20 protein-coding genes are annotated in these 22534 nt (G+C 71.8%); 6 read left to right on the top strand and 14 right to left on the bottom strand.

The window, feature by feature from the left end:
• Window positions 1-21: 21 nt before the first annotated feature.
• The 5 genes from ACWEVP_RS02495 to ACWEVP_RS02475 all read left to right on the top strand — a co-directional run bounded on the left by ACWEVP_RS02495 (window position 22) and on the right by ACWEVP_RS02475 (window position 4525).
• A complete protein-coding gene (locus ACWEVP_RS02495; protein ID WP_452060854.1) occupies window positions 22-483 on the top strand; it encodes a hypothetical protein in 462 nt (153 codons plus the stop codon).
• 273 nt (window positions 484-756) lie between these two features.
• Window positions 757-1254 carry a hypothetical protein gene (locus tag ACWEVP_RS02490; RefSeq protein ID WP_452060853.1) on the top strand — a complete coding sequence of 166 codons (498 nt, stop codon included), beginning with the start codon at window positions 757-759 and terminating at the stop codon, window positions 1252-1254.
• Window positions 1255-1378: 124 nt separating this feature from the next.
• Complete coding sequence (locus tag ACWEVP_RS02485) at window positions 1379-2170, top strand: hypothetical protein (RefSeq protein WP_452060852.1); 792 nt, start codon at window positions 1379-1381, stop codon at window positions 2168-2170.
• Window positions 2171-2310: 140 nt separating this feature from the next.
• The gene (locus tag ACWEVP_RS02480) at window positions 2311-3525 is read left to right on the top strand and encodes a PP2C family protein-serine/threonine phosphatase (protein WP_452060851.1); all 1215 of its coding nucleotides are present in this window, start codon (window positions 2311-2313) and stop codon (window positions 3523-3525) included.
• Window positions 3526-3667: 142 nt separating this feature from the next.
• Window positions 3668-4525: an NAD-dependent epimerase/dehydratase family protein gene (locus ACWEVP_RS02475; RefSeq protein ID WP_452060850.1), complete on the top strand. Its 858-nt coding sequence runs from the start codon at window positions 3668-3670 to the stop codon at window positions 4523-4525.
• A gap of 282 nt (window positions 4526-4807) precedes the next feature.
• On the opposite strand, the gene ACWEVP_RS02470 is transcribed toward ACWEVP_RS02475, so the two are convergent.
• The 14 genes from ACWEVP_RS02470 to ACWEVP_RS02405 form a co-directional block, all read right to left on the bottom strand.
• Window positions 4808-5158: a helix-turn-helix domain-containing protein gene (locus ACWEVP_RS02470; protein ID WP_452060849.1), complete on the bottom strand. Its 351-nt coding sequence runs from the start codon at window positions 5156-5158 to the stop codon at window positions 4808-4810.
• Window positions 5159-5980: 822 nt separating this feature from the next.
• Window positions 5981-6331 carry a hypothetical protein gene (locus ACWEVP_RS02465; protein ID WP_452060848.1) on the bottom strand — a complete coding sequence of 117 codons (351 nt, stop codon included), beginning with the start codon at window positions 6329-6331 and terminating at the stop codon, window positions 5981-5983.
• Window positions 6332-6345: 14 nt separating this feature from the next.
• Window positions 6346-6846, bottom strand: a complete 501-nt coding sequence (locus tag ACWEVP_RS02460; protein ID WP_452060847.1) for a TetR/AcrR family transcriptional regulator — start codon at window positions 6844-6846, stop codon at window positions 6346-6348.
• 65 nt (window positions 6847-6911) lie between these two features.
• Complete coding sequence (locus ACWEVP_RS02455) at window positions 6912-7967, bottom strand: ketoacyl-ACP synthase III family protein (RefSeq protein ID WP_452060846.1); 1056 nt, start codon at window positions 7965-7967, stop codon at window positions 6912-6914.
• Window positions 7954-8250 carry a hypothetical protein gene (locus ACWEVP_RS02450; protein ID WP_452060845.1) on the bottom strand — a complete coding sequence of 99 codons (297 nt, stop codon included), beginning with the start codon at window positions 8248-8250 and terminating at the stop codon, window positions 7954-7956. Before ACWEVP_RS02450 ends, ACWEVP_RS02455 begins: the two co-directional genes overlap by 14 nt.
• Window positions 8251-8511: 261 nt before the next feature.
• Entirely contained in the window at window positions 8512-8973 is a 462-nt protein-coding gene (locus ACWEVP_RS02445; RefSeq protein WP_452060844.1) for a VOC family protein, read from the bottom strand.
• Between the two features lie 128 nt (window positions 8974-9101).
• The gene (locus tag ACWEVP_RS02440; RefSeq protein WP_452060843.1) at window positions 9102-9653 is read right to left on the bottom strand and encodes an MOSC domain-containing protein; all 552 of its coding nucleotides are present in this window, start codon (window positions 9651-9653) and stop codon (window positions 9102-9104) included.
• A gap of 55 nt (window positions 9654-9708) precedes the next feature.
• Entirely contained in the window at window positions 9709-10176 is a 468-nt protein-coding gene (gene msrB / locus ACWEVP_RS02435) for a peptide-methionine (R)-S-oxide reductase MsrB (protein ID WP_452060842.1), read from the bottom strand.
• A 193-nt stretch (window positions 10177-10369) separates the two neighbouring features.
• The gene (locus ACWEVP_RS02430) at window positions 10370-15622 is read right to left on the bottom strand and encodes an RHS repeat-associated core domain-containing protein (protein ID WP_452060841.1); all 5253 of its coding nucleotides are present in this window, start codon (window positions 15620-15622) and stop codon (window positions 10370-10372) included.
• 59 nt (window positions 15623-15681) lie between these two features.
• The gene (locus tag ACWEVP_RS02425) at window positions 15682-16875 is read right to left on the bottom strand and encodes a PucR family transcriptional regulator (RefSeq protein WP_452060840.1); all 1194 of its coding nucleotides are present in this window, start codon (window positions 16873-16875) and stop codon (window positions 15682-15684) included.
• A gap of 16 nt (window positions 16876-16891) precedes the next feature.
• Window positions 16892-17257, bottom strand: coding sequence for a RidA family protein (locus ACWEVP_RS02420; RefSeq protein WP_452060839.1), 366 nt, complete (start codon window positions 17255-17257; stop codon window positions 16892-16894).
• Complete coding sequence (locus ACWEVP_RS02415) at window positions 17254-18468, bottom strand: NAD(P)/FAD-dependent oxidoreductase (protein ID WP_452060838.1); 1215 nt, start codon at window positions 18466-18468, stop codon at window positions 17254-17256. The genes ACWEVP_RS02420 and ACWEVP_RS02415 overlap by 4 nt, the downstream gene beginning before the upstream one ends.
• Window positions 18465-19409, bottom strand: coding sequence for a dipeptidase (locus ACWEVP_RS02410; protein ID WP_452060837.1), 945 nt, complete (start codon window positions 19407-19409; stop codon window positions 18465-18467). The genes ACWEVP_RS02415 and ACWEVP_RS02410 overlap by 4 nt, the downstream gene beginning before the upstream one ends.
• Window positions 19409-20854, bottom strand: coding sequence for an amidohydrolase family protein (locus ACWEVP_RS02405; RefSeq protein ID WP_452060836.1), 1446 nt, complete (start codon window positions 20852-20854; stop codon window positions 19409-19411). The genes ACWEVP_RS02410 and ACWEVP_RS02405 overlap by 1 nt, the downstream gene beginning before the upstream one ends.
• Before the next feature lie 145 nt (window positions 20855-20999).
• On the opposite strand from ACWEVP_RS02405, the gene ACWEVP_RS02400 reads away from it, so the two are divergent.
• Entirely contained in the window at window positions 21000-22394 is a 1395-nt protein-coding gene (locus ACWEVP_RS02400) for a serine hydrolase domain-containing protein (RefSeq protein WP_452060835.1), read from the top strand.
• Window positions 22395-22534: the final 140 nt, after the last annotated feature.

The raw sequence follows: 22534 nt of genomic DNA, 5'->3' as shown, positions 1-22534 counted from the left end.
CGAGTGTGAGATTCTGTTTCGGTGAACCGGAGCCGCAAGCGTCGCGCGAATCAGTCTCGGCGCAAGCCCGGAAGCTTCAATTGGGCGGGCTTCATCGTCGGCGCCGTGCTCTGCGGCGGTACTGCGGCGGCCCTGCTCTCGGTCGGCGTGTACAAGTGGCAGCAGGCGCCCGACGAACCCGCGTCCACCACCGCGACCGTCGTCGCCTGCTACACCGCGACACCGGGAAACGCCTGCAGCACCGGCGACGCCGTTTTCACCGTCGGTGCCACCACCTACCACACGGCGCGTGCCATCCCCTACGACGCCCACGTCGGCGAGCGCTTTCAGATCAACTACGACCTCGGCGACCCCGCACGCAACGGCGACACGCTCACGACCGCCATCACGTCCTTGGGGATCGGTGGCATCGCGCTGGTCCTGTTCGCCCTGAGCCTCTCCAGCTTGATCCGTCATCGCCGGCTGGTACGCCCTGCCCGATGACACGACCTGCTTCCAGCCGGCCGATGGGCAGCTTCGCCCGTCGCTGACTGCCGCCTGGCAGCCGGCGCGTTAGCCGCGGTCCTGCTGCTCCTGCTGCCCGACCTGCCCGCCACGCTCTGCTGGCGACGACCGCCGGACCGGGCGCGCTGTCGTTCACCGACGTGGCCCGCGGGCACCACCTGTGTCTCGAATTAACCCTTTGCGGGGGAGACGTGGTTTCTGCGTCCGCGTTTCACTTCTGCGGCCGAGTTTCGGCCCAGTGACAGGAGACCGATGGTGAGCGAGTACTCCGACCGCGATCTCGAACAGGCGGCGCCGGCCGACGTCGTCGCGTCCGCACGCACCGAGGGCGCGGATGCCGACCAGTACGTCGTGCTGCAACGCAAAAGCCAGTTGTTCCCCACGGTCGTGGCCGCGGCACACCGGCTCCGGTGCTTGCCGGTCTGGCGGGGGCGCGACGCGGTCGATCCGTCTTCGGTGGCGGAGACCGTCGAAGAAGCGGTGCTGCAACTGGCGTTCTTCTGCGACAGGGAACTCAACGCCACCCTCGAGCGGGTGCTCGCCGCGGTGCACGATCGCGTCGAGACGGTCCGGCAGGTCCACGCGGGGAGCCGACCGGGTTTCGGTGGGCGGGTCGAGGAGAAGTTCCGCGCGGACGAGGAGGCCGCGCAGGGGCGGCTGGACCAGGCGATCGCGGTTTTCGTCGACGCCGCTCGCGCGGACCTGCGCATCGGCGGCCCATGGGTCCCGCTGCGCCCGGCCAAACCTTGAGCGTGCCGTCCTCGGCCGGCCGGTCGGACCCGCCGGCTCGCGGGCCTCGTTGCTCAGGAGCGGGCAGGATGTGGTGCAGGGGAGTCGTGCTGGTCGGACGCGCGACCCGAGGATTGGACGCTCAATGGGACGCTCGTCGGTGTTCACCTTCCAGTACATCGCCATCGACACGGAGGCTGGTGTCACGCCGGAGGAGTTCGAGACCTTCGTGCGTGCCGAAGGCGTGCACCTGCCCTTGTACCCGGGGTGGCGGTGGACTCTGCTGCGCGGGTTGCGCGGGGAGCGGACCGGGCAGTACCTGATGCTGTACGAGATCGAGAGCGCCGAGCAGCGCGACCGCTACGTCACGGCACGGGGTGAGCAGACCGAGCCGGCCAGGGCGTTCTGGGCGCGGCACCCGGAGGCGGAGGCGGTGCTGGCGCGGTGGCGGCGGCTGGGCACCTACGGTGAGCTGCCGACGTTGTTCACCGACTACCGGCTGCTGGCCGACAATCCGCGGAGCACGGTCACGCCCGGCCCCCGCTACCGCGACCGCCTGGGGGAGGAGCCCGTCGCCCGGGTCGTCGGGATCCACAACCTGGCGTTGCGCGCCGGGGTGACCGAGGCGGAGTTCGACCGCTTCATCGCCGAGAACCACCACCGGATCGACGACTACCCGGACTGGCGGTTCCACGTGCTCAAGGGCGAGCGGGGCAACCGCCTGGACCAGTACGTGATGATGATGGAGATCGCGAGCCTGGACGCGCTGGACGTCTTCTACCCCGAGCCCGACATCGCCACCGGCGAGGCCGCGGTGTTCGCGGCCGCCCACCGCGACACCAAGCAGATGTACGAGGAGTGGAAGCAGCTGGCCTCGTTCTCCGGCTCGCCGCAGATCTACACGGACTACCTCGCCGTCGCGGAGAACCCGGCGTAGTCCCGCACGACCGGAGACGGCACGACGACAGTGCGGTGTTCCGGCGCGGCGGACCGGTCAGCACGCGCGCCGCCGGTGGCCTTGCGCCCGGGCCGTGTCGATGATGTGGTTGGCTGGACTCCGAGTGGTCGGAGGTGACCGTGGACGGTGGGGTACTGGGCCCGAGTGACGTGCTGGCGGCGGCCGAGACCGCCCCGCCCGTGGAATCGGTCGAAGTCGTCGCGCGCGACCTGGCGAAACGGCTGGGCGCCTTCGACGTGTCCTTCCTCCTGGTCGACCTGGTCGAGGAACACCTGGTGCGGCTGACCTCGACCGAGCAGGACCCGGACGGGCGCGCCCCGGAGCCGGTCGCTCTGCCGGGCAGCGTCTACGAGCGGGTGCTGCGCACCCAGCGGCCGGCGCGGGAGCAGATCGAGAGCGGCGTGCGGGCCGTGCTGCCGGTGACCAACCGCGGCGACTGCGTCGGCGTCCTCGAGGTCACCGTGCCCTACTACGACGACGAAGTGCTGGCCCAACTGGGGCAGGCCGCCCACGCGCTGGCCTACGTCATCGTCACCGACCGCCGCTTCACCGACCGCTACCACATCGGCCGGCGCACCACCCCGATGAGCCTGGCCGCGGAGATCCAGCACCAGCTGCTGCCCTCGGCGTCCTGCTGCGAGGCCGCCCAGTTCACCATCGCCGGCGCCCTGGTGCCCGCCGACGACATCGGTGGCGACACCTACGACTACACCCTGGACCGCGAGACCCTCCACCTGTCGATCACCGACGCGGCCGGGCACGACGTGGCCTCCGCACTGACCGCGACCCTGCTGGTCGGCGCGCTGCGCGGGGCCCGTCGAGCCGGCCGCGACCTGGTGGTGCAGGCGCAGCAAGCCAACCAGGCCCTGCTCGACCACGGCGGCGAGGTAGCGCTGGCGACCGGCCTGCTGCTGCGCGTCGACCTGCAAACCGGACGGGGCGAACTGGTCAACGCCGGACACCCCCCACCACTGCTGCTGCGCGACGGTGCGGTGAAGCCGATCGAGCTGGAATCCGACCTGCTCTTCGGCGTCCGGCCGTACCGGTACCGGGTGCAACGGCTGGACCTGCGCCCCGGCGACCGGCTGGTGCTGCTCACCGACGGCATGTTCGAACGCGACGCCGCCGGCGCCGACTTGCCCGCGCTGATCCGCCGGACCGTCGGACTGCACACCCGAGAGCTGGTGCGGGCCGCGACCGTGGCGGTCACGCGCGCGTCCCGCGGTCACCTGCAGGACGACGCGACCGTGCTGTGCCTGGACTGGCACGGAACCGAACGCACGGAACGCCAAGCCGACCACGGCGCCGACATGGACACCGCCTCGCCCGCCTAGCGTTTCAAGCGACCGAACGCGACGTGTCCGGGCAGGGCTGTGATGCCGTCGCGGCATCACAGCGCGCGGAACGGGTCTTGGACGCGCCAGGGGTACCCAGGCCACCGTGGAGGAGGAACGAACCACGAGTGATGGGACAGTGATGAAGATCTTCCTCACGGGCGGCTCCGGCTACATCGGCCGCGCGACGATCGGCGAGCTGGTACGGCAGGGGCACACCGTCGAGGCGCTCGCGCGCAGCGAGCGGGCCGAGGTGGCCGTGGTCGCCGCCGGGGCGAGCGCGGTCCGTGGTGGCCTGACCGACCTCGACGTGCTCAACCAGGCGTCGGTGCGGGCGGAAGCCGTGATCCACCTCGCCCAGGCCACCACCGGCGAGGAGGACCTGGCGGCGGCCACCGCGATGCAGGACGGCGTCGGCGGCGGCACGTACGTGCACACCGGCGGCAGCTGGGTCTACGGCGACACCGACGGCATCCAGGACGAGAGCGCGCCGTGGAACCCGCCGGCGGTCGTGGCCTGGCGCAAGGCCGTCGAAGACGCGGTGCTGGCCCGGGCCGCCGGCGGCGGACGGCCGGTCGTCGTCCAGCCTGGCCTGCTCTACGGCGGCGACAACCGCCTGATCGACAGCTTCTTCGTCCAGCCGGGCAAGGAAAGCGGCGCGATCCCGTACATCGGCGACGGCGGCAACCACTGGGCCCTGATCCACCTGGACGACCTCGCCCGGCTGTACACGGCCGCGCTGTCGGCTCCGGCGGGCTCGGTGTACCTCGGCGTGGGCGGGGTCGACCCGACGGCCAAGGAGGTCGCCGAGGCGTGCGCCCACGCCGCCGGGCTCGACGGGAAGACCGTCTCCCTCAGCATCGAGCAGGCCCGCGAGCGGATGGGCCCGATCGCCGACGCCTTCGCGCTCGACCAGCGGCTGACGTCGGCCAAGGCGCAGCGCGAGCTGGGGTGGACACCCGTGCACACCGACCCGCTGACCGAGTTCGCCGCGGAATGATCCGAGAACCGGGAATCGGCCGCGAAGCGGTGCTGTGGTTTCGCCGCCGTACGGTGTGAACTTTCTTACCGATGGGTAGTCAGGCGCCAAGTCCGGTTTTCGGCGCGCAGGGAACCAGGACCCAGGCTCCGCCGGTCCAGACCTCGGGCCGGCGGAGTCGCGCGTTCGGTAGGGCGACCGGTGAAGCGAATCGGCCGGCACGGCAGTCGCGAGCTGCCGGTGGAACCCACGGATTCCGGGCGCGACCGGCGAGCGTTTCGAGGGTCGCGCCGGGGCGGGTCGTCAGCGGGGCCGGCGGGGATCGGTCGCGGGCGCGGAATTCGCGATCTGCTGCCGGGCTTCGTGCAGCTGGTCTTCGAGGGACACGATGCGGCACGCCGCGTCGATGGCGGTGCCGTGATCGACCAGTTCCCGCACTCGCGCGGCGATCCGCAGCTGGTGGCGGGAGTAACGGCGGTGGCCGCCGGCGGACCGTTGCGGGGCGATCAGCCCGGCTTCGTCGAGGCTGCGCAGGAACCCTTGCGTGGTGCCGAGCATGTCGGCGGCCCGGCCCATGGTGTAGGCGGGGTAGTGCTCGTCGTCGAACTTGTCGGCCGCGCCGGGCGTGGCCGGTCCTTGTTGGTCAGGAATCATTCCACCTCCGCGTCACAGAGGACCCCGGGTACCACTGCGGCACCCGGGGTCCTCGAGGGTAGGGATTTTCACCATTGTCGACCGGCGCGACCGCCGGCGTCCTGCACCCGCATCCGGCGCGAAGCCGGAACGTGCGGGGATCGCTTACTCGTGACCGAGCACCACCTCCGAACTCGATGGGACTGCGGTACCCGCGCGGCGCTACCTGGCCGCCGCGGGCGATCCCATGATGCTCCCGTTCCCTTCTCTCCTGATTTTCCCACTTACTCGGTACTGCGACTTCACTTGCTACTGCTGCACTCGCGAAAACAACTACTGCACTGCTGATCTTCACCATCACCGCGGAACCGGTACTACCTGGTCGAACTTTTCACGCTCCGGCCCCGCGGGCACTTGTCCCACTTCGCGGGTAGTTACGTCCTCTCCCGCGCCTGCTTGACGTTGTCTCTCTCGCTACGACGAAGAGATTACACACGCCCGCCGCCCAATGTCTACCCCAGCCACCTTAGATTTTCTGGCGGCTTCGACGGGGACTGCCGAGTGGAGGCTGCTGGGAGGTGCGCCCTCGCCAGGCGCTCGCCGCCGGGGGCGGCGCAGCTCGCATCGGCTCGGTTCCTCGATCCGGTACGCGTGCCGTGCCGCCGAGGTCGATGGTCCGTGGGCAGAACGCCCGGCCAGGCGACCGCCGGATGCCTTCTGGCCGGCTTTCGCGACGGTGAGGTGGGCCAGGCACAGGGACGGTTCGGAGTCGCATGTGGAGGCTGGTCGCGGCGGCCGGCGACGGCACGGCCGCGGCGAGGTGGGCGAACCTCGATCTCCCCGTCAGCGCAAAGCTTTCTCGACCAGCGCGACGGTCGCGCGCGGGTCGTCGACCTGGAGGACCAGGCGGGAGTAGCGCTCGTCGGCGAGTTCGATCACGACGGCCTTCGACGCGTCCTTGACGTCCCAGAAGACCTTTTCGCCGTCGAGGTGGAACGTGCCCGCCGTGATCACGCCGGGCAGGTGGGCGCCCGGCGCGCGGATCCCCTTGGGGTCGGCGGCGATGCCGGGGTCCTCGGTCGCGCCGCGGACGTTGGCCAGCGGGATGGTCAGGCTGCTCTTGAAGGCCCAGAGCTTGTCGAGACCTTCGATGACGACGACGAGGTCGTCGCCGTCGACGCGGACCAGTGCCATGTCGGGTTTTCCTTTCAGCCGAGGGAATCGAGGTGCCGGGCCAGCTCGGCGCCGACACCGTCGGGGTTGCCGCGCAGGCGAATGCCCAGTGCGGCGGCGGTGAGGGCGACGGCCAGCGCGACGGGAACGCCGAGCGCGCCGGCTATCGCCTGGTCGAGGGTGTCCAGCGCGGTCCCCACCTCGGCGGCCACCTCCTCGTCGGCCGGTGCCCGTTCGGCGGCCGCGAGCAGCAGCAGGCCGAGTTCGGCCGACGTGACCAGCTCCAGCGCGGTCGCGGCATCCGGTGCCGCGGCGAGCGCGTCGGCCAGGGGGCGGACGTCGTCGGCGACGTGGCGGCGCAAGGCGGTCAGGTAGAGACCGCGCTTGCTGCCGAACGTCTTGTACAGGCTGTTGCGGTGCACGCCGAGGTGGGTGACCAGGTCGTCGACCGAGACTCCGTCGAACGCGCGGGCACCGAACAGCTCCACGGCGGCGTGCACCACCTCGTCCTCGTCGAACGCCCTTCGCCTGCCCATGCCAGGACGGTAGCCTTTTGAGGAACGATCAGTCAAGAACGATCGTTCCGCAAACTGCCGGACGATCAGCCGTGGCGGCAGCCGGCGGCCGGGGCGGGCCCGAGTTGCAGGACCACCGCCGTCCACGTCATGCCGACCCCGATCCCCAGCAGCAGCACGTGGTCGCCCGGGCCCGCTTCGCCGGTGCGCAGCAGGTGGTCGAGCGCCACGATCTGGTCGCTGGCGCCGAGGTGGCCCACCCGCAGCCCCAGCCCGGTCATCGTGCGGGATTCCGGGACCCCGAGCGGGCGCAGGACCTGGGTCTCCACCAGACGGCGGCCGTAGTGCGGGGCGCAGATCCGGACGATGTCGGGCAGGTCGACGCCGGCGTCGGACAACGCCGTCTTCACCACCGCCGTCACCCCGTCGGCGTTGCGGTTGTCCACGTGCGCCGGGCCGCCGTGCCGGCTGAGCCACTGGCGCTTGCGGCGACGGATGTCCAGGGACCGGTGGGCGGTGACGCTGGCCGAGCGGAACGGTTCGTCCCCGCGCTGCAGCCCCTCCAGTGACGGATCGGTGTAGGAAGCGATCGCGCGGACCCGGGCCAGTCCCGGCCGTCGCGAGAGCACGACCGCGCTGCCCGCGTCGCCGTAGACGATGCCGGTGTCGGTGCTCCAGTGCGGGAACCCGGGCGCGCCGAACCGGTCGCCGGCGGTGATGAGCACGGCGTCGTGGTCCGGGCGGCCGGCCAGCACGCTCGCCGCGACGTCCAGGCCCGCCACCACACTGTTGCTCATCGCGCCGAGCTCCAGGGTGAGCCCGGGACCCGCGCCGACACCGAGCCGGTCGCGCACGTAGGACGCGGCGTGCCAGAAGTCGATTCCGGCGTGGTAGATCCCGGCGTGCAGGCACAGCTCCGGCCAGATCGGTTCGCCGGCCAGTTCCGCGGCTTCGCGGAGGGCTTCCCGGCCGGCGCGCACCGCCAGCTCCGGCCCGGGCAGACCGGCGACGGCGGTGGACAGCTGACCGGTCCGGTCGGCTTCGGCGGTGGTGAACTCGCCGGCCGCGAGCGGCACCGCGACCGGGGTCAGCGCGCCGAGGTCGCTGCCGATCCCGGTGAGGTGCAGGTCATCGACGCGCATCCGGGATCACCTCCGGGAGCACGGCTTCGATCTCGGAGAGCATGTCGTCGAGGTGGAGCGGGGGAGCGGACACGTACCCGGCGGCGGCGAGCTCGGCGGTGACGGCTTCGGCGTTTCCACCGGAGAAGCGGTGGAAACCCGCGAAGCAGACGGGTCCGGTGCCCGGAACGGCGATGGCCAGGTGCGCCCAGCCGGTTTCGCGGTCCCAGCGCACGATCAGCCGGGTGTACCCGGCGTCGGCGTCGGCCTCGCGCAGCACCTGTGTCAACGTCGTGGCGGTCAAGCAATTTCCTTCCGGCGCGGTGACCGGCACGCACCACGGGGCGCGTGCTGGACGGGGGAATGACCGGGGACGCGTCGTCGGGCCCCGGAGAACGCCGCAGAACGTACCGTGATGATCATGCGCGCTTGGTCACCCCCCAATACACAGAGTGATCGCGTCGGCTGCTACAGGAGCTGTTTGCCGGGCGCTGCCAAGAAATCCGTGGATGACGATCGTGAGGAATCTTCGCATGAAGATCACTCTAAGTAGTGACGGTCGTCGTCAGTCCAGGCAGAACTCGTTGCCTTCGGGGTCGGTCATCACGATGAACCCGGCGCTGAGCGGGGGTTCGGGCTCGACGCGCCGTACCCGGGTGGCGCCGAGGGCGGTCAGCCGCCGGCACTCGGCTTCGAGGGCCGCCATCCGGTCGGCGCCCCGCAGGCCGGGTGCGGCCCGGACGTCGAGGTGGACTCGGTTCTTCGCGGTCTTGTCTTCCGGGACCTGCTGGAAGAACAGGCGGGGGCCCCGGCCTTCGGGGTCTTCGACGGCGGAGCTGCTGTTGCGCTGGGCTTCCGGCACACCGGCCCGCTCCAGGAACTCGTCCCACGCGGCGAACGGGTCGGCGCCCTCGGGCAGTTCGACGCCGGGCGGCGCCGGGTGGACGTAGTCCAGCACCTCGCGCCAGAACGCCGAAAGCGCTCGCGGGTCGTGGGCGTCGAACGTGACCTGGACGTGTCGGCTCATCGGGGTTCTCCGTGGGTCGTCATCGGGCTGGCGTCGCCCACCTTGGCACCGAACGCGGACACCGGCGGTCCTCGATGCCCGGCGCCTTGGGCGAAGAAGAGAGCCGGCGCTCCGCGGCGGTAGCCGGGTCAGGCCGCGGCGGAGCGCACCACGGTGAGCGTCGCGGGACCGACCCGCAGGATTCCGTCGTCGAGCGGGGCGCAGCGCACGCCGCCGTGCCCGCGGAGCCCGCGGAACGCGCCGGGCGCCAGCACCACGTCCATCCAGGCGCACGGGTGGGCCGGGCGATGGGCCTGGAACCGGACTTCGCCCGCCCCGGAGTCGAGGCCGAAGACGGCGCCGGTCCCGCCACGCGGTGCGGCCAGCTCGTCGACGGGGAACCCGCGCACGACGATGTTGCGTCGCGGCAGGTGCGGGCCCGGCACCGCGGCGAGCCCGAGGTCCCGCGCGAGAACGTCGAGTGACTCGGCGGCGAAAAGGGTGACGGCCGCCCGGCGGTGGGCCGGCTGGTTGAAGTACCGGTCACCGACGAGCCCGAGCGTGGCGCGCACGGTCACCTCGTCGCGCTCGACGGGTTCCGGGTCGGGCCGCGGGCCGTCCGCGGGACGGCCTTCGAAGGCGTGGGCGGGGGAGACCTGCAGCGCGACGATCTCCACCGGGGCCGGGATCGTGTCCGGCATGGGCGCTCCTCCATCGGGCCGGCGCGCGAACTGGCGGGTTCGCGCGCCGGCGTCCTCACCGGCCTTCGGCGTCGCTGGTGAACAGGGTGCGGTAGTCGCCGTAACCCGCGTCTTCGAGGTCGTCGAGGTGGATGAACCGCAACGACGCGGAGTTGATGCAGTAGCGCATTCCGCCCTTGTCGAGCGGGCCGTCGTCGAAGACGTGGCCGAGGTGGCTGTCCCCGTGCAGTGAGCGGACCTCGGCCCGGATCATGCCGTGGCTGAAGTCTTCCCGCTCGACGACGTTCGACTTGGCGATCGGCTTGGTGAAGCTCGGCCACCCGGACCGGCTGTCGTACTTGTCGACCGACGCGAACAACGGCTCGCCGGACACGACGTCGACGTAGATGCCCGGCTCGTGGTTGTCCCAGTACGCGTTCGCGAACGGACGTTCCGTGCCGTCCTGCTGGGTCACCCGGTACTGCTCCGCATCCAGCCGTGACACGGCTTCCGGGTTCTTGTGGTACTTGGCCTGCTGAGGCACAGCTCTCCCTTCCCCGCCTTGCGGCGTGAAGCTGGGGCACCAGGTGAAACGCACCTGGACGCGCAGGTGTACAGACGTGCGGCGCACCCGCGCTATTCCGCTGGGCGGCCGGTCACGCCGGCGCGTTCTTCTTTCTTAAGGATTGGGTGACCACGCCCGCCCGGCCGGACGACGCCTCATCCGGCCGGCCCGGTCAAAGCCGCCCTTGCTTCTTGCCCCAGAAGTACTCGTTGGCCAGGTTCTTCTTGATCTGGTCGGAGAGCCCGGCATAACGCGGGTCGGTGTTCAGGACGTTTTCGATGTCCTTGACCGCGTTCTGGGTCTGCGTCTTCTTTTCGGGAGGCAGGTTGTCGAGGTCGTTCTGGAAATCCTCCCAGCTGTGCTTCGTCTTGTTCGCCTTGCCGGGGATGTCGTCGAGTGTGTACGAAGTCCGCGGCGGATCGTTGAGGTTGAACTTGTTCTCGTGGTGCAGCACGTTGTGGTACTCGATGACCGACTGGTTGGTGTTGGAGCCGTTGTAGCCGAGCTGGTCCTGCTTGATGTGGCCCATCTCGTGGTACAGCGTCTTGTCGGGTTGGCCGGCACCGAGGTTGATCGTGCCGGACTGGTGGTTGTACCCGCCGCCGCCCTGGAGGTCGAGGGCGTCGTGGGCCTTGTTGTGCCCGAACTCCCCGGCGACGGTGTCCGCGTCGTAGCCCATGTAGTGGCCGACCGTCTTGCCGTGGTCAGCCGGGCCGAAGCCGTGTGCCACCCCGGGCGGCAGGTCTTCGATCTTGGTGTTCAGCTTGACGTTCGGGTCGTCCGGGATCTTCAGGGTCTTCTGCGGCCCGTCGATACCCAGCTCGTTCTTGTAACCGTCGTACTTGTCCCCGAACGGCCTTTCGTCGTTCGCCGGCCGGTTGTGCCCGGGGTGATCGGGGCCCGCGGGCTGGTAGTCGATGGGCGTGTGGTCGCTCTGGCCGCCGCCGGAGTGCGATGGACCGCCGCTAGCGCCGTTGTGGCCGCCGCCGGGCGCACCCGTGCCGTGGCCCGGCGGGGGAGGCGGGGGCGGCGGCGCGCTGTGGCCTGGTGGGGGCGGCGGCGGTGGCGGCGCGCTGGTGCTGCCGTGCCCCGGCGGGGGAGGCGGCGGGGGCGGCGCGTTGGTGGTGCCGTGCCCCGGGGGCGGCGGAGGCGGTGGCGGCGCGTTGGTGGTGCCGTGGCCCGGCGGGGGAGGCGGCGGGGGCGGCGGGCTGGTCTGGCCGTGCCCCGGGGGCGGCGGAGGCGGGGGCGGGTTGGAGCTCTGGACGTGGGTGGCGTCGTTGCCGGCGTTGGCGTGTGCCGGTGGCGCCGGATGAGGCGGCTGTGCGGCCCCGTCGCCGTCGTCGGCCAGCTTGCTGCTGGTGCAGCCGAGGCCGAGCGGGTCGGCCTCGAACAACGGGTTGGGCACGTAGGCGACCGGGTTCGGCGCCGGGGCGAGCCCCAGCGGGTCCTGGCTGAGGTAGCGGCCGGTGCCCGGGTCGTAGTAGCGGAAGACGTTGTAGTGCAGGCCGGTCTCGTCGTCGGCGTACTGGCCGGGGAACCGCAGCGGCGTCGACACGCTGCCCGGGCGACCGGGCGGCACGCGGCCCCACAGCGACGTGGTGGCGTGCCAGGCCACGACCCCGTGGGCGTCGATCATGTCGACCGGCGTGCCGATCTGGTCGGTGACGAACGAGAAGAACCGCACCCCGGTGCCGAGGTGTTCGGTCTGCGTGACCGGGCGCGTGCTGGCGGGGTAGTGGTCCCAGGTGAGCACGAGCTCGCGGCCGTGGGCGTCGCGGTGCACCTGCTCCACCAGCAGCTGGCCGCTCCAGGCGAACGTGACTTCTTCGGAAACGCTGCCGTCCGGCGCCAGGCGCTGCTTGGCGGTGCGACGGCCGAGGGGGTCGTAGCGGTAGCGCCACTCGGCGCCCTGGGGCGTCCGGACGCCGAGGAGGCGGTCGAGCGGCCCCCAGCGGTAGGTCCAGGTGCCGCCCGGGTCGCTGCGCGTGGTCAGGCGGCCCTGCGCGTCGTAGCCGAACCGGACCGCGCCCGCGGCGGCCAGCGTGTTGCCGGTGTAGCGGCGCGGTCCGAGCTCGGCCGCCGGCAGCTGGGCGTCGACGATGTTGCCGGCCGCGTCGTAGCGGTAGCTCTCGGTACCGCCACGCGCGGCGACGTCGGTGACGCGACCGGCCGGGTCGAGCCGGAACCGGGCCGGCCCGGAGAGGGCGTCGTCGACGCCGGCGAGGCGGCCGTCGGACTGGTAGAGGTAGCCGCGCCGCTGGGTCACGTGGGTGGTGTCGCGCGCGGTCACGGTCTGCTGCGTCAGCTGGTGCTCGGCGTCGAACGCCTGGGTCAGCGTGGCGCCGGCGCCGGTGGTGCGCTCGACCTCCCGGCCGGCCTCGTCGTGGCGGAACGAGACGACCTGCCCGGCGACGCGCAACGACACCGGTGTTCCGGCGGTGTCGTAGGTCCACGCACTGTCCACTCCGGACGGAGTGCGGCGCCGGACGCTCATCCCCTCGTAGGAGTAGGCGATCGCCCGGCCGTCGACGGTTTCCCGCACGACGCGGCCGGACTCGTCACGCTCGATCTCCACCACACTGTCGCCTTCGGTGGCGCGCACGAGGAAACCGACCGGGTCGTAGGTGTAGGTGGTCACGCCCGCGCCGGTGCGGCGCTCGACGACGTTGCCCAGGACGTCGTAGGTGAACGTCGTGGCCGCGCCGAGGCCGTCGACCGACTGCACGAGCCGGCCGGCGCTGTCGTACTCGAAGCGCAGCACACGGCCGTCGAAGTCGGTCTCGGAGACCGTGCGCCCGGCGGCGTCGTAGGTGTAGGACCAGCTCAGGCCCGCGGGGTTCGTCACGCGCGTCAGGCGCAGCTCGGTGTCGTACTCGTAGGCGGTCCGGGCTCCGGTGGCGTCGATCTTCGCGACGGTGAGGTCGAACGGGCCGTACTCGTAGCGGTCGCCGCCGTGCTCGAGGACGTTGCCCTCGGCGTCGTAGCGCCACTTGTCCTGCCGGCCCGTCGGCCCGATCCGGAAGGCGCGGCGGCCCTCGACGGTCCAGCCGAGCCGGGTCCGGCCCCCGGAGGCGTCGGTGACCACGCGCGGACGGCCGAACAGGTCCCGCTCCACCGGGTCCGCGACCGGGGCCGGCGCGACCTCCGCGCCCCACTGCCGGTCCTGCCGGAACTCGACGTCCGCCGTGGCGCTCACCGCGAGCAGGTCGGGTGCGGTCCCGGCCGGGTACACCCGCCGGTAGGTGCGGTCGCCCGCGGCGACGGTGAGCGTCAGTGAACCGTCCACTCCGGACTCGACGGCGGCGCGGGTCCCGTCCGGCCGCACGATCGCCGTGAGCAGGCCTTCCGTGGTGTACTCGAACGCCGTGGTGCGGCCGAGCGCGTCGGTGCGGGACAGGAGGCGGTCGTAGCGGTCCCAAGTGGACGCCGTCGTCTCGCCGAGCGGGCCGACCTCCCGCACGACCTGGTCGGCTTCGTTGACGTGGAATTCGGTGCGGTGGCCGAGAGAGTCGGTGTAGGTGGTGACGCGGTTCTCGCGGTCGTAGGTGAACCGGCCGTCGTAGAACCCGCGGTCGCCGACGGTTTGCACGCAGCGGCCTTCCGCGTCGTAGACGTAGCGGTACCAGACGCCGTTGCGGTCCTGCCAGCCGGTGATCCGGCCGTCCGCGTCGTAGTCGTAGGTCTCGGCCAGGCCCGAGGAGTTGATCACCCGGGTCAAGCGGCCGCGCTCGTCGTAGCCGAACGTGCGGGCGAGCACGGTGAGGTTCTTGTCCGGGTCGACCACCCGGACGGCCGTGATCCGCCCGGCGGTCGAGTCGAGCTCGACCAGGTAGCCACTCGTGTGCCGCAGGAGCTTCGGCGCGCCGAACCGGTCGTACTCCACGTCGACCCGGTCGCGCCCGGCGCCGATCATCGCCGACACCGGAAGGATCTCGCCGCCCCGGCCCGGCAGCGGGCCGAACCGCACCTGGGTGCGTCGCAGGGGATCCGTGACCGAGTACGTGCCGTCTTCGTCGACGCTCAGCGGGCGGCGCGGACCCTCCGCCGGCTGTACCGGGGAACCGGCCGTCGGGAGCGGGTAGACGAGGATCGTCCCGTCGGCGCAGTAGAAGGTCGCGTTGCGCGCGTCGAGTTCGAGACGCTGGTCCACAGTGGACGTCCAGGTCGGACCGAACCACCGCCCCGCGCGGTAGCTCGAGAGGTGCAGCCGCTCCAGCACGAGCGGCTCGGGCAGGCGCAGGTCCTCCTGCTCCAGCACGACGGCACCGCGCACCACGTCGACCGGGTCGGACTTGCACACCAGGTTGTCCTTGCCGACCGCGGTGTCGCGCGGATTGTCCGGCTTGGGCGAGGGCGCCGGCCCCCTGGTACCACCGCCGCCGGGCGAGCCGTTGCCCGACGGTCCCGCGTTGGCCGGTGGCGGGGTGCCGTGGTCGCCCGGGGGGTTCGCGGAGTCGCCGCCCCCGTTCTTGGCGGGAGGCGGCGTGGTGTCCTTCGGCGGGCCCTGGTACCCCGAGGTCGACGTGCTGTCGTTGCCGCCCGATTTGCCGGGGGGTGGGGTGCCCTCGGGTCCGCCGCCCTTCGGGGTGCCGCCGGCACCGGGCGTTTTCCCCGGTGGCGCTTTCGGGGTTCCGTTGATGTCGCCGACCTTGGGCGGCGGGGCGGTCTTGCCGGCCTTGAGGTTCTTGAGCGCCTTGCCCGCGTCCTCGAAGAGCGTTCCGGCCCTCTTCAGCAGCGGCACCAGGGCCTTGAGGGCCTTGACGAGCTTGGTGACCAGATCGGTGATCTTCGAGGCGGTTTTCGCGACGGCGGTGACGACCTGGGGGACGACCCAGGTGAGGCCGATGCCGAGGGTGAAGATGACCTGCAGCGCCCAGCTGATCAGGTGGCCGACGAGTTCGGAGATGATGTCGCGGACCAGCGTGCGGACCGCGGCCACGACCTCGCCGGCGGTCTTGACGCCGCTGGAAGCACCTTCGCAGCCCTTCTGCGCCGCTTGCAGGGTGGTGGACACGTCCTGTCCGCGCTGCCGGTAGGTGTCCGAGGCCGGTCCGGACCAGGACTGCAGATCGGCTTTGACGGCGTCGGTCAGGTCCGCGGAGACGCTGCCGAGTTCCTTGGCGACGTTGGCCCAGGTCTCGGACTGGGCGGCGATTTCGTCGGCGTTTCCGGTGAGCGCGTTGAGGGCGTCCTTGAGCGGGCCGACGTGCTCCATCAACCAGCTGACCCCGGCGGCGAGGATCGCGCCGAACGGGTCCATGGCCATCGACAGGGCGTCGAGCGCCGTGCCGACCGCGCCCATCGCCACCGAGGCCCAGTCGCCGCTTTTGATGGCGGCCGAGAGGTCGTTGGCGGATTCCAGGAGCGAGATGCCGGAATACGCCTTCGTCGAGTCCTGGGTCTGCGCGATCAACGGGTTGCTCACGTCGGCACGCTAGCAGCGGAGGTCGACGCCGCGCGGCGGATGTCGCCTCGGATGTCGCCTCAAATGTCGCCGAGGAGCCTGGCCGCCTTGATGCCGAGGTGCAGGATGAGGCGGCGTTCCCCGTCGCTCAGGTCGAAGCCGGTGAGTGCCTCGATGCGGCGAAGGCGGTGGTAGACCGTTCCCCGGTGCACGCCGAGGCGCTCGGCGACCGCGCGGGAGTCACCCGCACGGTCGAGGAACGTCTCCGCGGTGACGAGGAGTTCGGGATCGGCGTCGATGAGCGCGGTGATCGCTTCGGCGACTCCCATACCGCGGAGCTGCTCGCGCGGCTGGGCGGCCAGCAGGGCGTAGATCCCCAGCGCGTCGTGGCGGGCGACGGGCCGGAACCGGGGGATGACGTCGGCGACCCGGATCGCGTCGAGGGCCTGCCGGTACGAGGTCGCGGTGTCGGCCAGCCTCGCCGCCGGACGGCCGACACCGGCGACGACCGCCCGCCACCGATCCGGGCGCCCCAGTCGTCGCACCACCGACGAGCACAGCCCGTCCGCGAGCTCCGCCGCGCGCTGGGTCGCGACGACCAAGCCGTGGCCGGGACGGACCAGGACCATGCTCTCGCGCACCGGCAACACACCGGCGGCCGCGCGCAGAGCCGCGCCGAGCGCCAGGCGGTCACCGGCGTCGACCTCGTGACCGGCGACCGGCAGGGGCGCGACGACGATGGCGACGACGCCACCGCCCGCCGCGAAGAGATCGGATTCGACGAGTCCGTCGGCGGCGAGGGTGCGAGCCACCGGGTCGTCCGACAGCAGATCGCGGAGGAACTCCCCGACGCGGGCGTCGTGCAGCTCGCCCAGTGCCCGTTCGCGGAACAGCACCTCCGCGGCTTCGCCGGCCGCGACACCGGCGAGAGCGAGCCCGGCGTCGTCCACCGGCTCGTCGGCGTCGATGAGCCACAGGTAGCCGAACTGGACGCCCTGGAACCGGATCGGGATCGCGACCCGCGGCAGCAGGCCGAGCTCCGCGGCCGCGGGCAGGCGTACCGGCCCGTCGGCGCGCGAGAGCCGGAACCGCCGCAACCAGGCGACCCCCTCGGGCGGAGCCTCACGGCTCAGGATCACCCGCGCCCGCATGTCGTCGATCGGACCGGCCTGCGCGCTGTAGGCGAGCAGCCGGAAGTGGACGTCGTCGATCGCGACGGCCCGGCCCAGCTGCCGGGCGAGGGTGTCCACCACCCGCTGCAGGTCTTCGCTCACGCCCGCGAACTTAGCTTCAGGGCGTGTCGCCGAGCCACGCGACGACGTCGAGCTCGACCCGGAAGGGTGGGACCAGCGGGGCGCCGATCGTCGTCCGGGCGGGACGCCGGCCGGGGAACTCCGCGGTCCAGACCTCGTTGTAGGCGGCGAAGTCCCCGAGGTCGGCCAGGTAGGCGGTGACCTTGAGGATCTGGTCCGGCCGCGCGCCGGCCTCGGCCAGCACCCGCCGGACGTTGGCGAAGGCCGCGCGGGCCTCGTCGGGGAAGGGTCCGGCGACCGGCCGCCAGCTGTCGTCGACCCCGACCTGGCCCGACAGCAGCAGGAGATCGCCCTGCCTGCGGAACGCCGGCGCGGGCGGCGGGATGACCGGGTCGCGGCTCATCGGATCCTCCTCGTGGGCCGGAAGGGGAGCAGCCCGGGGGCGCCGGTCCCGCTCGTGAGCTGCCTGGCCAGCAGCTTCCCGGTGGCCGGTCCGAGCGTCACGCCCCACATGCCGTGACCACCCGCGACGTGCACGCCGGGCACCTTCGTCGCCCCGATCACCGGCAGGCCGTCGGGCGTCAGCGGCCGGGACCCCACCCACGGCTCGCGGACGTCGTCCCAGCCGCCGTCGAGCAACGGGCGCAGCGAGCGCAGGACGGCGTCCAGGCGACGGGCGTCGAGGGGCGCGTCCCGGTCGGCGATCTCCATGGCGCCCGCGACGCGGACCCGGTCTCCGTACGGGGTGAGCGTCACCCGGGCACCGGGCAGGTAGACCGGGCCGGGGAGCGGCTCGGCGAGCCGGACGCTGCAGGAGTACCCGCGTCCGGCCTGCACCGGCACCCGCACCCCCAGCCGGCGGCCCAGCTCCGGCAGCCACGCACCCGTCGCGAGCACGACCGCGTCGGCCCGGTGCGGTGGTCCCGTCCAGGTGTCCACCTGCAGCCCGCCCCGCCCGAACCCGATCGACCGCACGTGGGCGCCCTCGACGAGCTCGCCACCCCGTTCGCGCACCGACCCGGCGAGCGCGTCGAGGAACGCACCCGGGGCGAGGAACCGCTGCCCCGCCAGGTGCAGGACCCGGGCGACCCGGCCGGAGAACGGGGCTTCGTGGCCCGCCGAGATCCGGTAGGAGACGTCCTGCCCCGCGGCGCGGGCGGCGGCGAGCTCGTGTTCGAGCCCCGCGGTGTCCTGATCGGCGGTGAACCCGATCCGGAAGGTCCGCTCGTGGACCTCGGCCGCGACACCGCCCTTCAGCAGCTCGTCGAAGGCGCCGAGGCCGGCCGCCGCCAGTGGCGCGAGCGCGGCCATCCCGCGTCGCCACCGGGACGCCGTCGCGTTCCGGGCGAAGCCGGCCAGGAACGCCACGGACGGCCGCCCGCTCACCGAGACCGGCGAGCCCGGCGTGAGCAGGCTTCGCACGCCCTCGCGCAGCAGGGCCGGCTCGGCCAGCGGCGCCACCATGGCCGGGACGAGGTAGCCGGCGTTGCCCCACGACGCACCCGCCGCCACTCCCGACCGGTCCAGGACCGTGACGTCCGCGCCGTGCTCCTGCAAGAACCACGCGCACGAGAGCCCGACGACGCCGGCGCCCACCACCACGACGCGGGTCACCGCCACACCTGCTTCGCCACGCGCAGGAAGTTCCCGCCCATGATCCCTTCGACGGCCTCCGCCGCGTGGCCGCGCTCCAGCAGGGCGGCGGCGATGGCGGGCAGGCGTTCCGGCTCGATGAACTCCAGCCGGTCCCACCGCGCGTAGCTCGCCGGGAACAGCTCCGGGTTGGCGGCCAGCTCGTCGCCGGCCTGGTCGAAGCAGTAGTCCAGCCCGAGGCCCACGTGTTCCCACCCGACGACGGCCACGGCGTGCTCGACGTGGCGGACGATCGCCTCGGTGCTCGCGTCGTTGTCGCCCAGGAACATGCCCACCCCGTCGATCCCGACGACGCCACCGGTCGCGGCGCACGCGAGCATTTGGTCGTCCCCCACGTTGCGCGGGTCGTCGTGCACCGCGCGCGCGGCCGTGTGGGACACCACGACCGGTGCCGTCGATGCCGCGAAGACGTCCATCGACGTCCGGTACGAGCAGTGCGCGGTGTCGACCACCATGCCCACCCGGTTCATTTCGGCCACCACTTCCCGCCCGAAGTCCGTCAGCCCGCCGTCGGTTTCGTCGTGGCAGCCCGAGCCGGCGGCGTTGCGCCGGTTGTAGGTCGGCAACAGGGTGCGGACACCGAGGTCGTAGTAGGTCCGCACCAGATCGGTTCGGCCCCCGAGCGGGCGGGTGTCTTCCAGGTCGAACGCGACGGCGAGCCGTCCGGTGGCCTTCGCCTCCCGTACGTCCTCGGTCGTGCGGGCGAGCAGGTAGCGGTCGGGCCGGGCGAGCAGCTGGTGCCGGAACCCCGACAACACCTGGATCGTGTCGGCGACGTCGTGGGGCGCGTAGCCGACGTTGACCGACACGAAGGAGGCGCCCGCCTTCGCGTACCGCCACAGGACGTCGACGTCGGTGTCCGGGTCGAGCGGCAGGCAGCAGTGCTGCTCCCACAGAAGCATCAGTGGCTTCCGTTCACGCAGGAGGGGCAGCTCGGCAGGCGCGCGCCGTGGTGGATGGCCTTCTTGAAGCGGGCCTCTTCCTCGAGCGCCGGAGGAAGCTTCGCGGTCAGCAGCGGCTGCTGCGGCAGCGCGTCGCGGTCGACCACGGCGCCGTCCTTGATGACGGCGTGGATGCTCTGGTAGTTCTTGGCGCCCAGCAGGGGATTCTCATCGAGGACGACCAGGTCGGCGATCTTGCCGGTCTCGAGGGTCCCGAGGTCGTCGTCGACCCGGTAGGCCCGGGCGATGTTGCGGGTGGCGGCGTGCAGCAACGCCATCGGGGACATGCCCTTCTCCTCCATGGCGCGGAGCCAGACGAAATGGCCCGTCGCCAGGCGCCCCAGCGCCTCGTCTTCGGGCAGGCCGTTCCAGGTGCCCTTGATCATCGGCTCGTCCATGACCTCCGGGGCGAAGATGCCGCCGTCGTTGGCGAGCAGGATCGACGCTCCCGAGTCGACGAGGTTGCGGGCGTTGGCGTCCGAGGCTTTCCACAGCGTCCATTCGAAGTCCGAAATGGACTCCTTCAGGGCCTTGAACCCGTTCTCGGTCAGCGGGAAGATGACGGCGCCGCAGTTCTTCTCGGCGAAGAGTTCCAGGGTCCCGCGCGGGATTTCCGTGGGTCCGGTCATGTTGCAGTGCTGCACGAGGTCGCAGCCCGCCTCGATCGCGATCCGCAGGCCTTCGACCGTCCCGGTGTGGGACTGAGCGGTCAACCCGGCGCGGTGCGCTTCTTCGACGATGACGTGCTGGGTGCGTTCCGAGAACTGGAGGAAGGCGCCGGCCGAAGCCCCACCGTGCTCGTTCGACGCGTACTTCACGAAGTCCACCCCGCGCTCGAGGTAGGCGCGGACCTCCCGGCCGACCTCCTCCGGCGTCAGCCACATCAGGTGCCGTCCGACGTTCTCGACCCACGCGGCGTTCACCCGGTCGACGAAACGGGAGCTCCCGACGCCGGGGATCCGCTTGTCGAAGTCGTCGGAGAACGGGCCGTCGAACCCGACGATGTTGCCGGCGCAGCGGATCCGGCTGCCGGGTGTCTCGCCCCGGTCGATCCGGTCGCGGACCGCCATCAGCGCCCGGCGCGGCCCCCAGGTGTCGAAGACCGTCGTCAGCCCGTTCTTCAGCGCGACCTGCGCGGCCTCGGCGATCAAGTCCTCGTAGCGCCCTTCGTGGCGGACGAGCGTCTCGAAGAGCACGTTGACGAGGAGGTGCACGTTGGCGTTCATCAGCCCCGGGATGACGAACTTCCCGCTGAAGTCGGCGGTCTCCGTGCCTGCCCGGACCGGCAGCTCGTCCGGGCGCCCGATCGCCGCGATGCGGCCGTTCTCGACCAGGATCGCGCGACCCTCGACGCCCTTGTCGGCAACGCCGTCGATGACGGTCGCCCCGGTCAGCAGGAGTGACATCGTCGTCTTCCTTCCGTTCTCCAGCACGTCACCACACGTTAGGTCCGCCGGCGCCGACCGGGTATGGACAGGAGTCGCACCAGCGGCGTCCCACATTGGACAACTGTCGAATGCGGCGCGCCCACGAGGTTGACAGAATCCCTTGATGCTCACCTCAGGCGAACTCGCCGATCGGCTGGCGCGGCTGGCGGAGAAGTTCACCGTGGCGGGCGCGTCGGCGGCGCTGTGGCACGACGGCACGCTCGTCCGGGCCGAAACCGGGACGGTCAACGTGACGACCGGCGCTCCCGTGCGGCCCGGCACGCTGTTCGCGGCCGGCTCCGTCACGAAGACGCTCACCGCGTCCCTGGCGATGACCCTGGTGGACGACGGGCGGCTCGACCTCGACGCACCCGTGCCGGCGTACCTGCCCGGCTTCACCACGGCCGATCCCGTCCGGTCCGCGGCGATCACCGTGCGGATGCTCCTCGACCATTCGTCCGGTCTCCCCGGCAACTACCTGCCGGACCTGGCCCCGGGCGACGACGTGCTCGAACGGCTGATGCGGGAACTCAGGGCCCTGAACGTCACCGGTGTCCCGGGCCGGCGGTTCTCCTACAGCAACATGGGCATGAGCACGCTCGGCCGGCTGGTGGAAGTGATCACCGGTGAACGTTTCGACGTCGCGCTGAGCACGCGCCTTCTGCGGCCACTCGGCATGACCGCGACCGCGGACGCCGAGGAGATGCTCCTCCACTCGACCGCCGTGGGGCACGTCGCCGACCCGGCGAGCGGGACCGCCTCGCGGGTGCCCCGGCTGCGGGTCTGGCCCGAATACGGGCCGGCCGGTTCACGCCTGTGGCTCGACGTCGAATCCCTGGTCCGCTTCGGACGGATGCACATCGACGGCACGACGCCCGACGGACACCGGCTCCTGTCGGCGGCAGCCCTGGAGAAGATGCGCACGCCCCGGTACGACGACTTCTGGGGCTGCCTGCGCGGGTGCGCGAACTTCGGCCTCGGCTGGGGCATCTTCCGGGAAGGCGACGACCCCGTCCTGACGCACTCCGGCGCCAACCTCGGCATGCATTCGACCCTCTACGTCATTCCCGGGCGGAAGGTCGTGCTGGCGGTGCTCACCAACAGCTCCACCGGGGGGATGCTGCACGCCACCCTGTGCACGGAGCTGCTCGACGAGTTCTTCGGCGTCCGGGGCCCGGCGCCCATCGCCCGGCCCGAGGCGGCGGTCGAGGTCGACAACGAACGGTTCACCGGTGTCTACCGGGCCGCCGACGGCCGGGTGTCCATCGAGGTGCACGACGGCCGGCTTTGCGCGCGGTCGATCCCGGATGCCGGCCTGGCCGAATGGGACCGTCTGATGGGCAGCCCCGCGGGTGCCGGCCGGGCCATGCCGATCACCTGTGTCGACCGGGAGCGGAACCGGTTCGTCCTGGACTCCGGCAACCCGGGAAACGACGTGGCGGTGCAGTTCTACGAACCGGACTCGAACGGACGCCCCACCCTGGTCCGGCTGGGGACGCTCTACGAGCGGACACCGTGAGCGCACACCGAGGCGGCGCGGGTCTTCGGGGCCCGGCCGGGTCCCGGGCACGGCTTCCCGGTGGCTGCGGACGTTCGCGAGCGGCGTCCGCAGCGAACGGATAACCGATGGACCGGCACCTGCGAGCCGCCTAGCCTGCC

It is taken from the genome of Amycolatopsis sp. NPDC003865 (assembly GCF_053605345.1).
Note: the sequence above shows the minus strand (reverse complement) of the source record. Positions and strands in the feature narration are given on the sequence as shown.

Bases quoted from the DNA above. Each gene is read 5' to 3' on its own strand.
- ACWEVP_RS02405 (WP_452060836.1), bottom strand. From the start codon at position 20,854: ATGTCACTCCTGCTGACCGGGGCGACCGTCATCGACGGCGTTGCCGAC.
- ACWEVP_RS02460 (WP_452060847.1), bottom strand. From the start codon at position 6,846: ATGGGCAGGCGAAGGGCGTTCGACGAGGACGAGGTGGTGCACGCCGCC.
- ACWEVP_RS02445 (WP_452060844.1), bottom strand. From the start codon at position 8,973: ATGAGCCGACACGTCCAGGTCACGTTCGACGCCCACGACCCGCGAGCG.
- ACWEVP_RS02475 (WP_452060850.1), top strand. From the start codon at position 3,668: ATGAAGATCTTCCTCACGGGCGGCTCCGGCTACATCGGCCGCGCGACG.
- ACWEVP_RS02485 (WP_452060852.1), top strand. From the start codon at position 1,379: ATGGGACGCTCGTCGGTGTTCACCTTCCAGTACATCGCCATCGACACG.
- ACWEVP_RS02420 (WP_452060839.1), bottom strand. From the start codon at position 17,257: ATGAGCCGCGACCCGGTCATCCCGCCGCCCGCGCCGGCGTTCCGCAGG.
- ACWEVP_RS02465 (WP_452060848.1), bottom strand. From the start codon at position 6,331: ATGGCACTGGTCCGCGTCGACGGCGACGACCTCGTCGTCGTCATCGAA.
- ACWEVP_RS02400 (WP_452060835.1), top strand. From the start codon at position 21,000: ATGCTCACCTCAGGCGAACTCGCCGATCGGCTGGCGCGGCTGGCGGAG.
- ACWEVP_RS02470 (WP_452060849.1), bottom strand. From the start codon at position 5,158: ATGATTCCTGACCAACAAGGACCGGCCACGCCCGGCGCGGCCGACAAG.
- ACWEVP_RS02410 (WP_452060837.1), bottom strand. From the start codon at position 19,409: ATGCTTCTGTGGGAGCAGCACTGCTGCCTGCCGCTCGACCCGGACACC.
- ACWEVP_RS02440 (WP_452060843.1), bottom strand. From the start codon at position 9,653: ATGCCGGACACGATCCCGGCCCCGGTGGAGATCGTCGCGCTGCAGGTC.
- ACWEVP_RS02455 (WP_452060846.1), bottom strand. From the start codon at position 7,967: ATGCGCGTCGATGACCTGCACCTCACCGGGATCGGCAGCGACCTCGGC.
- ACWEVP_RS02490 (WP_452060853.1), top strand. From the start codon at position 757: ATGGTGAGCGAGTACTCCGACCGCGATCTCGAACAGGCGGCGCCGGCC.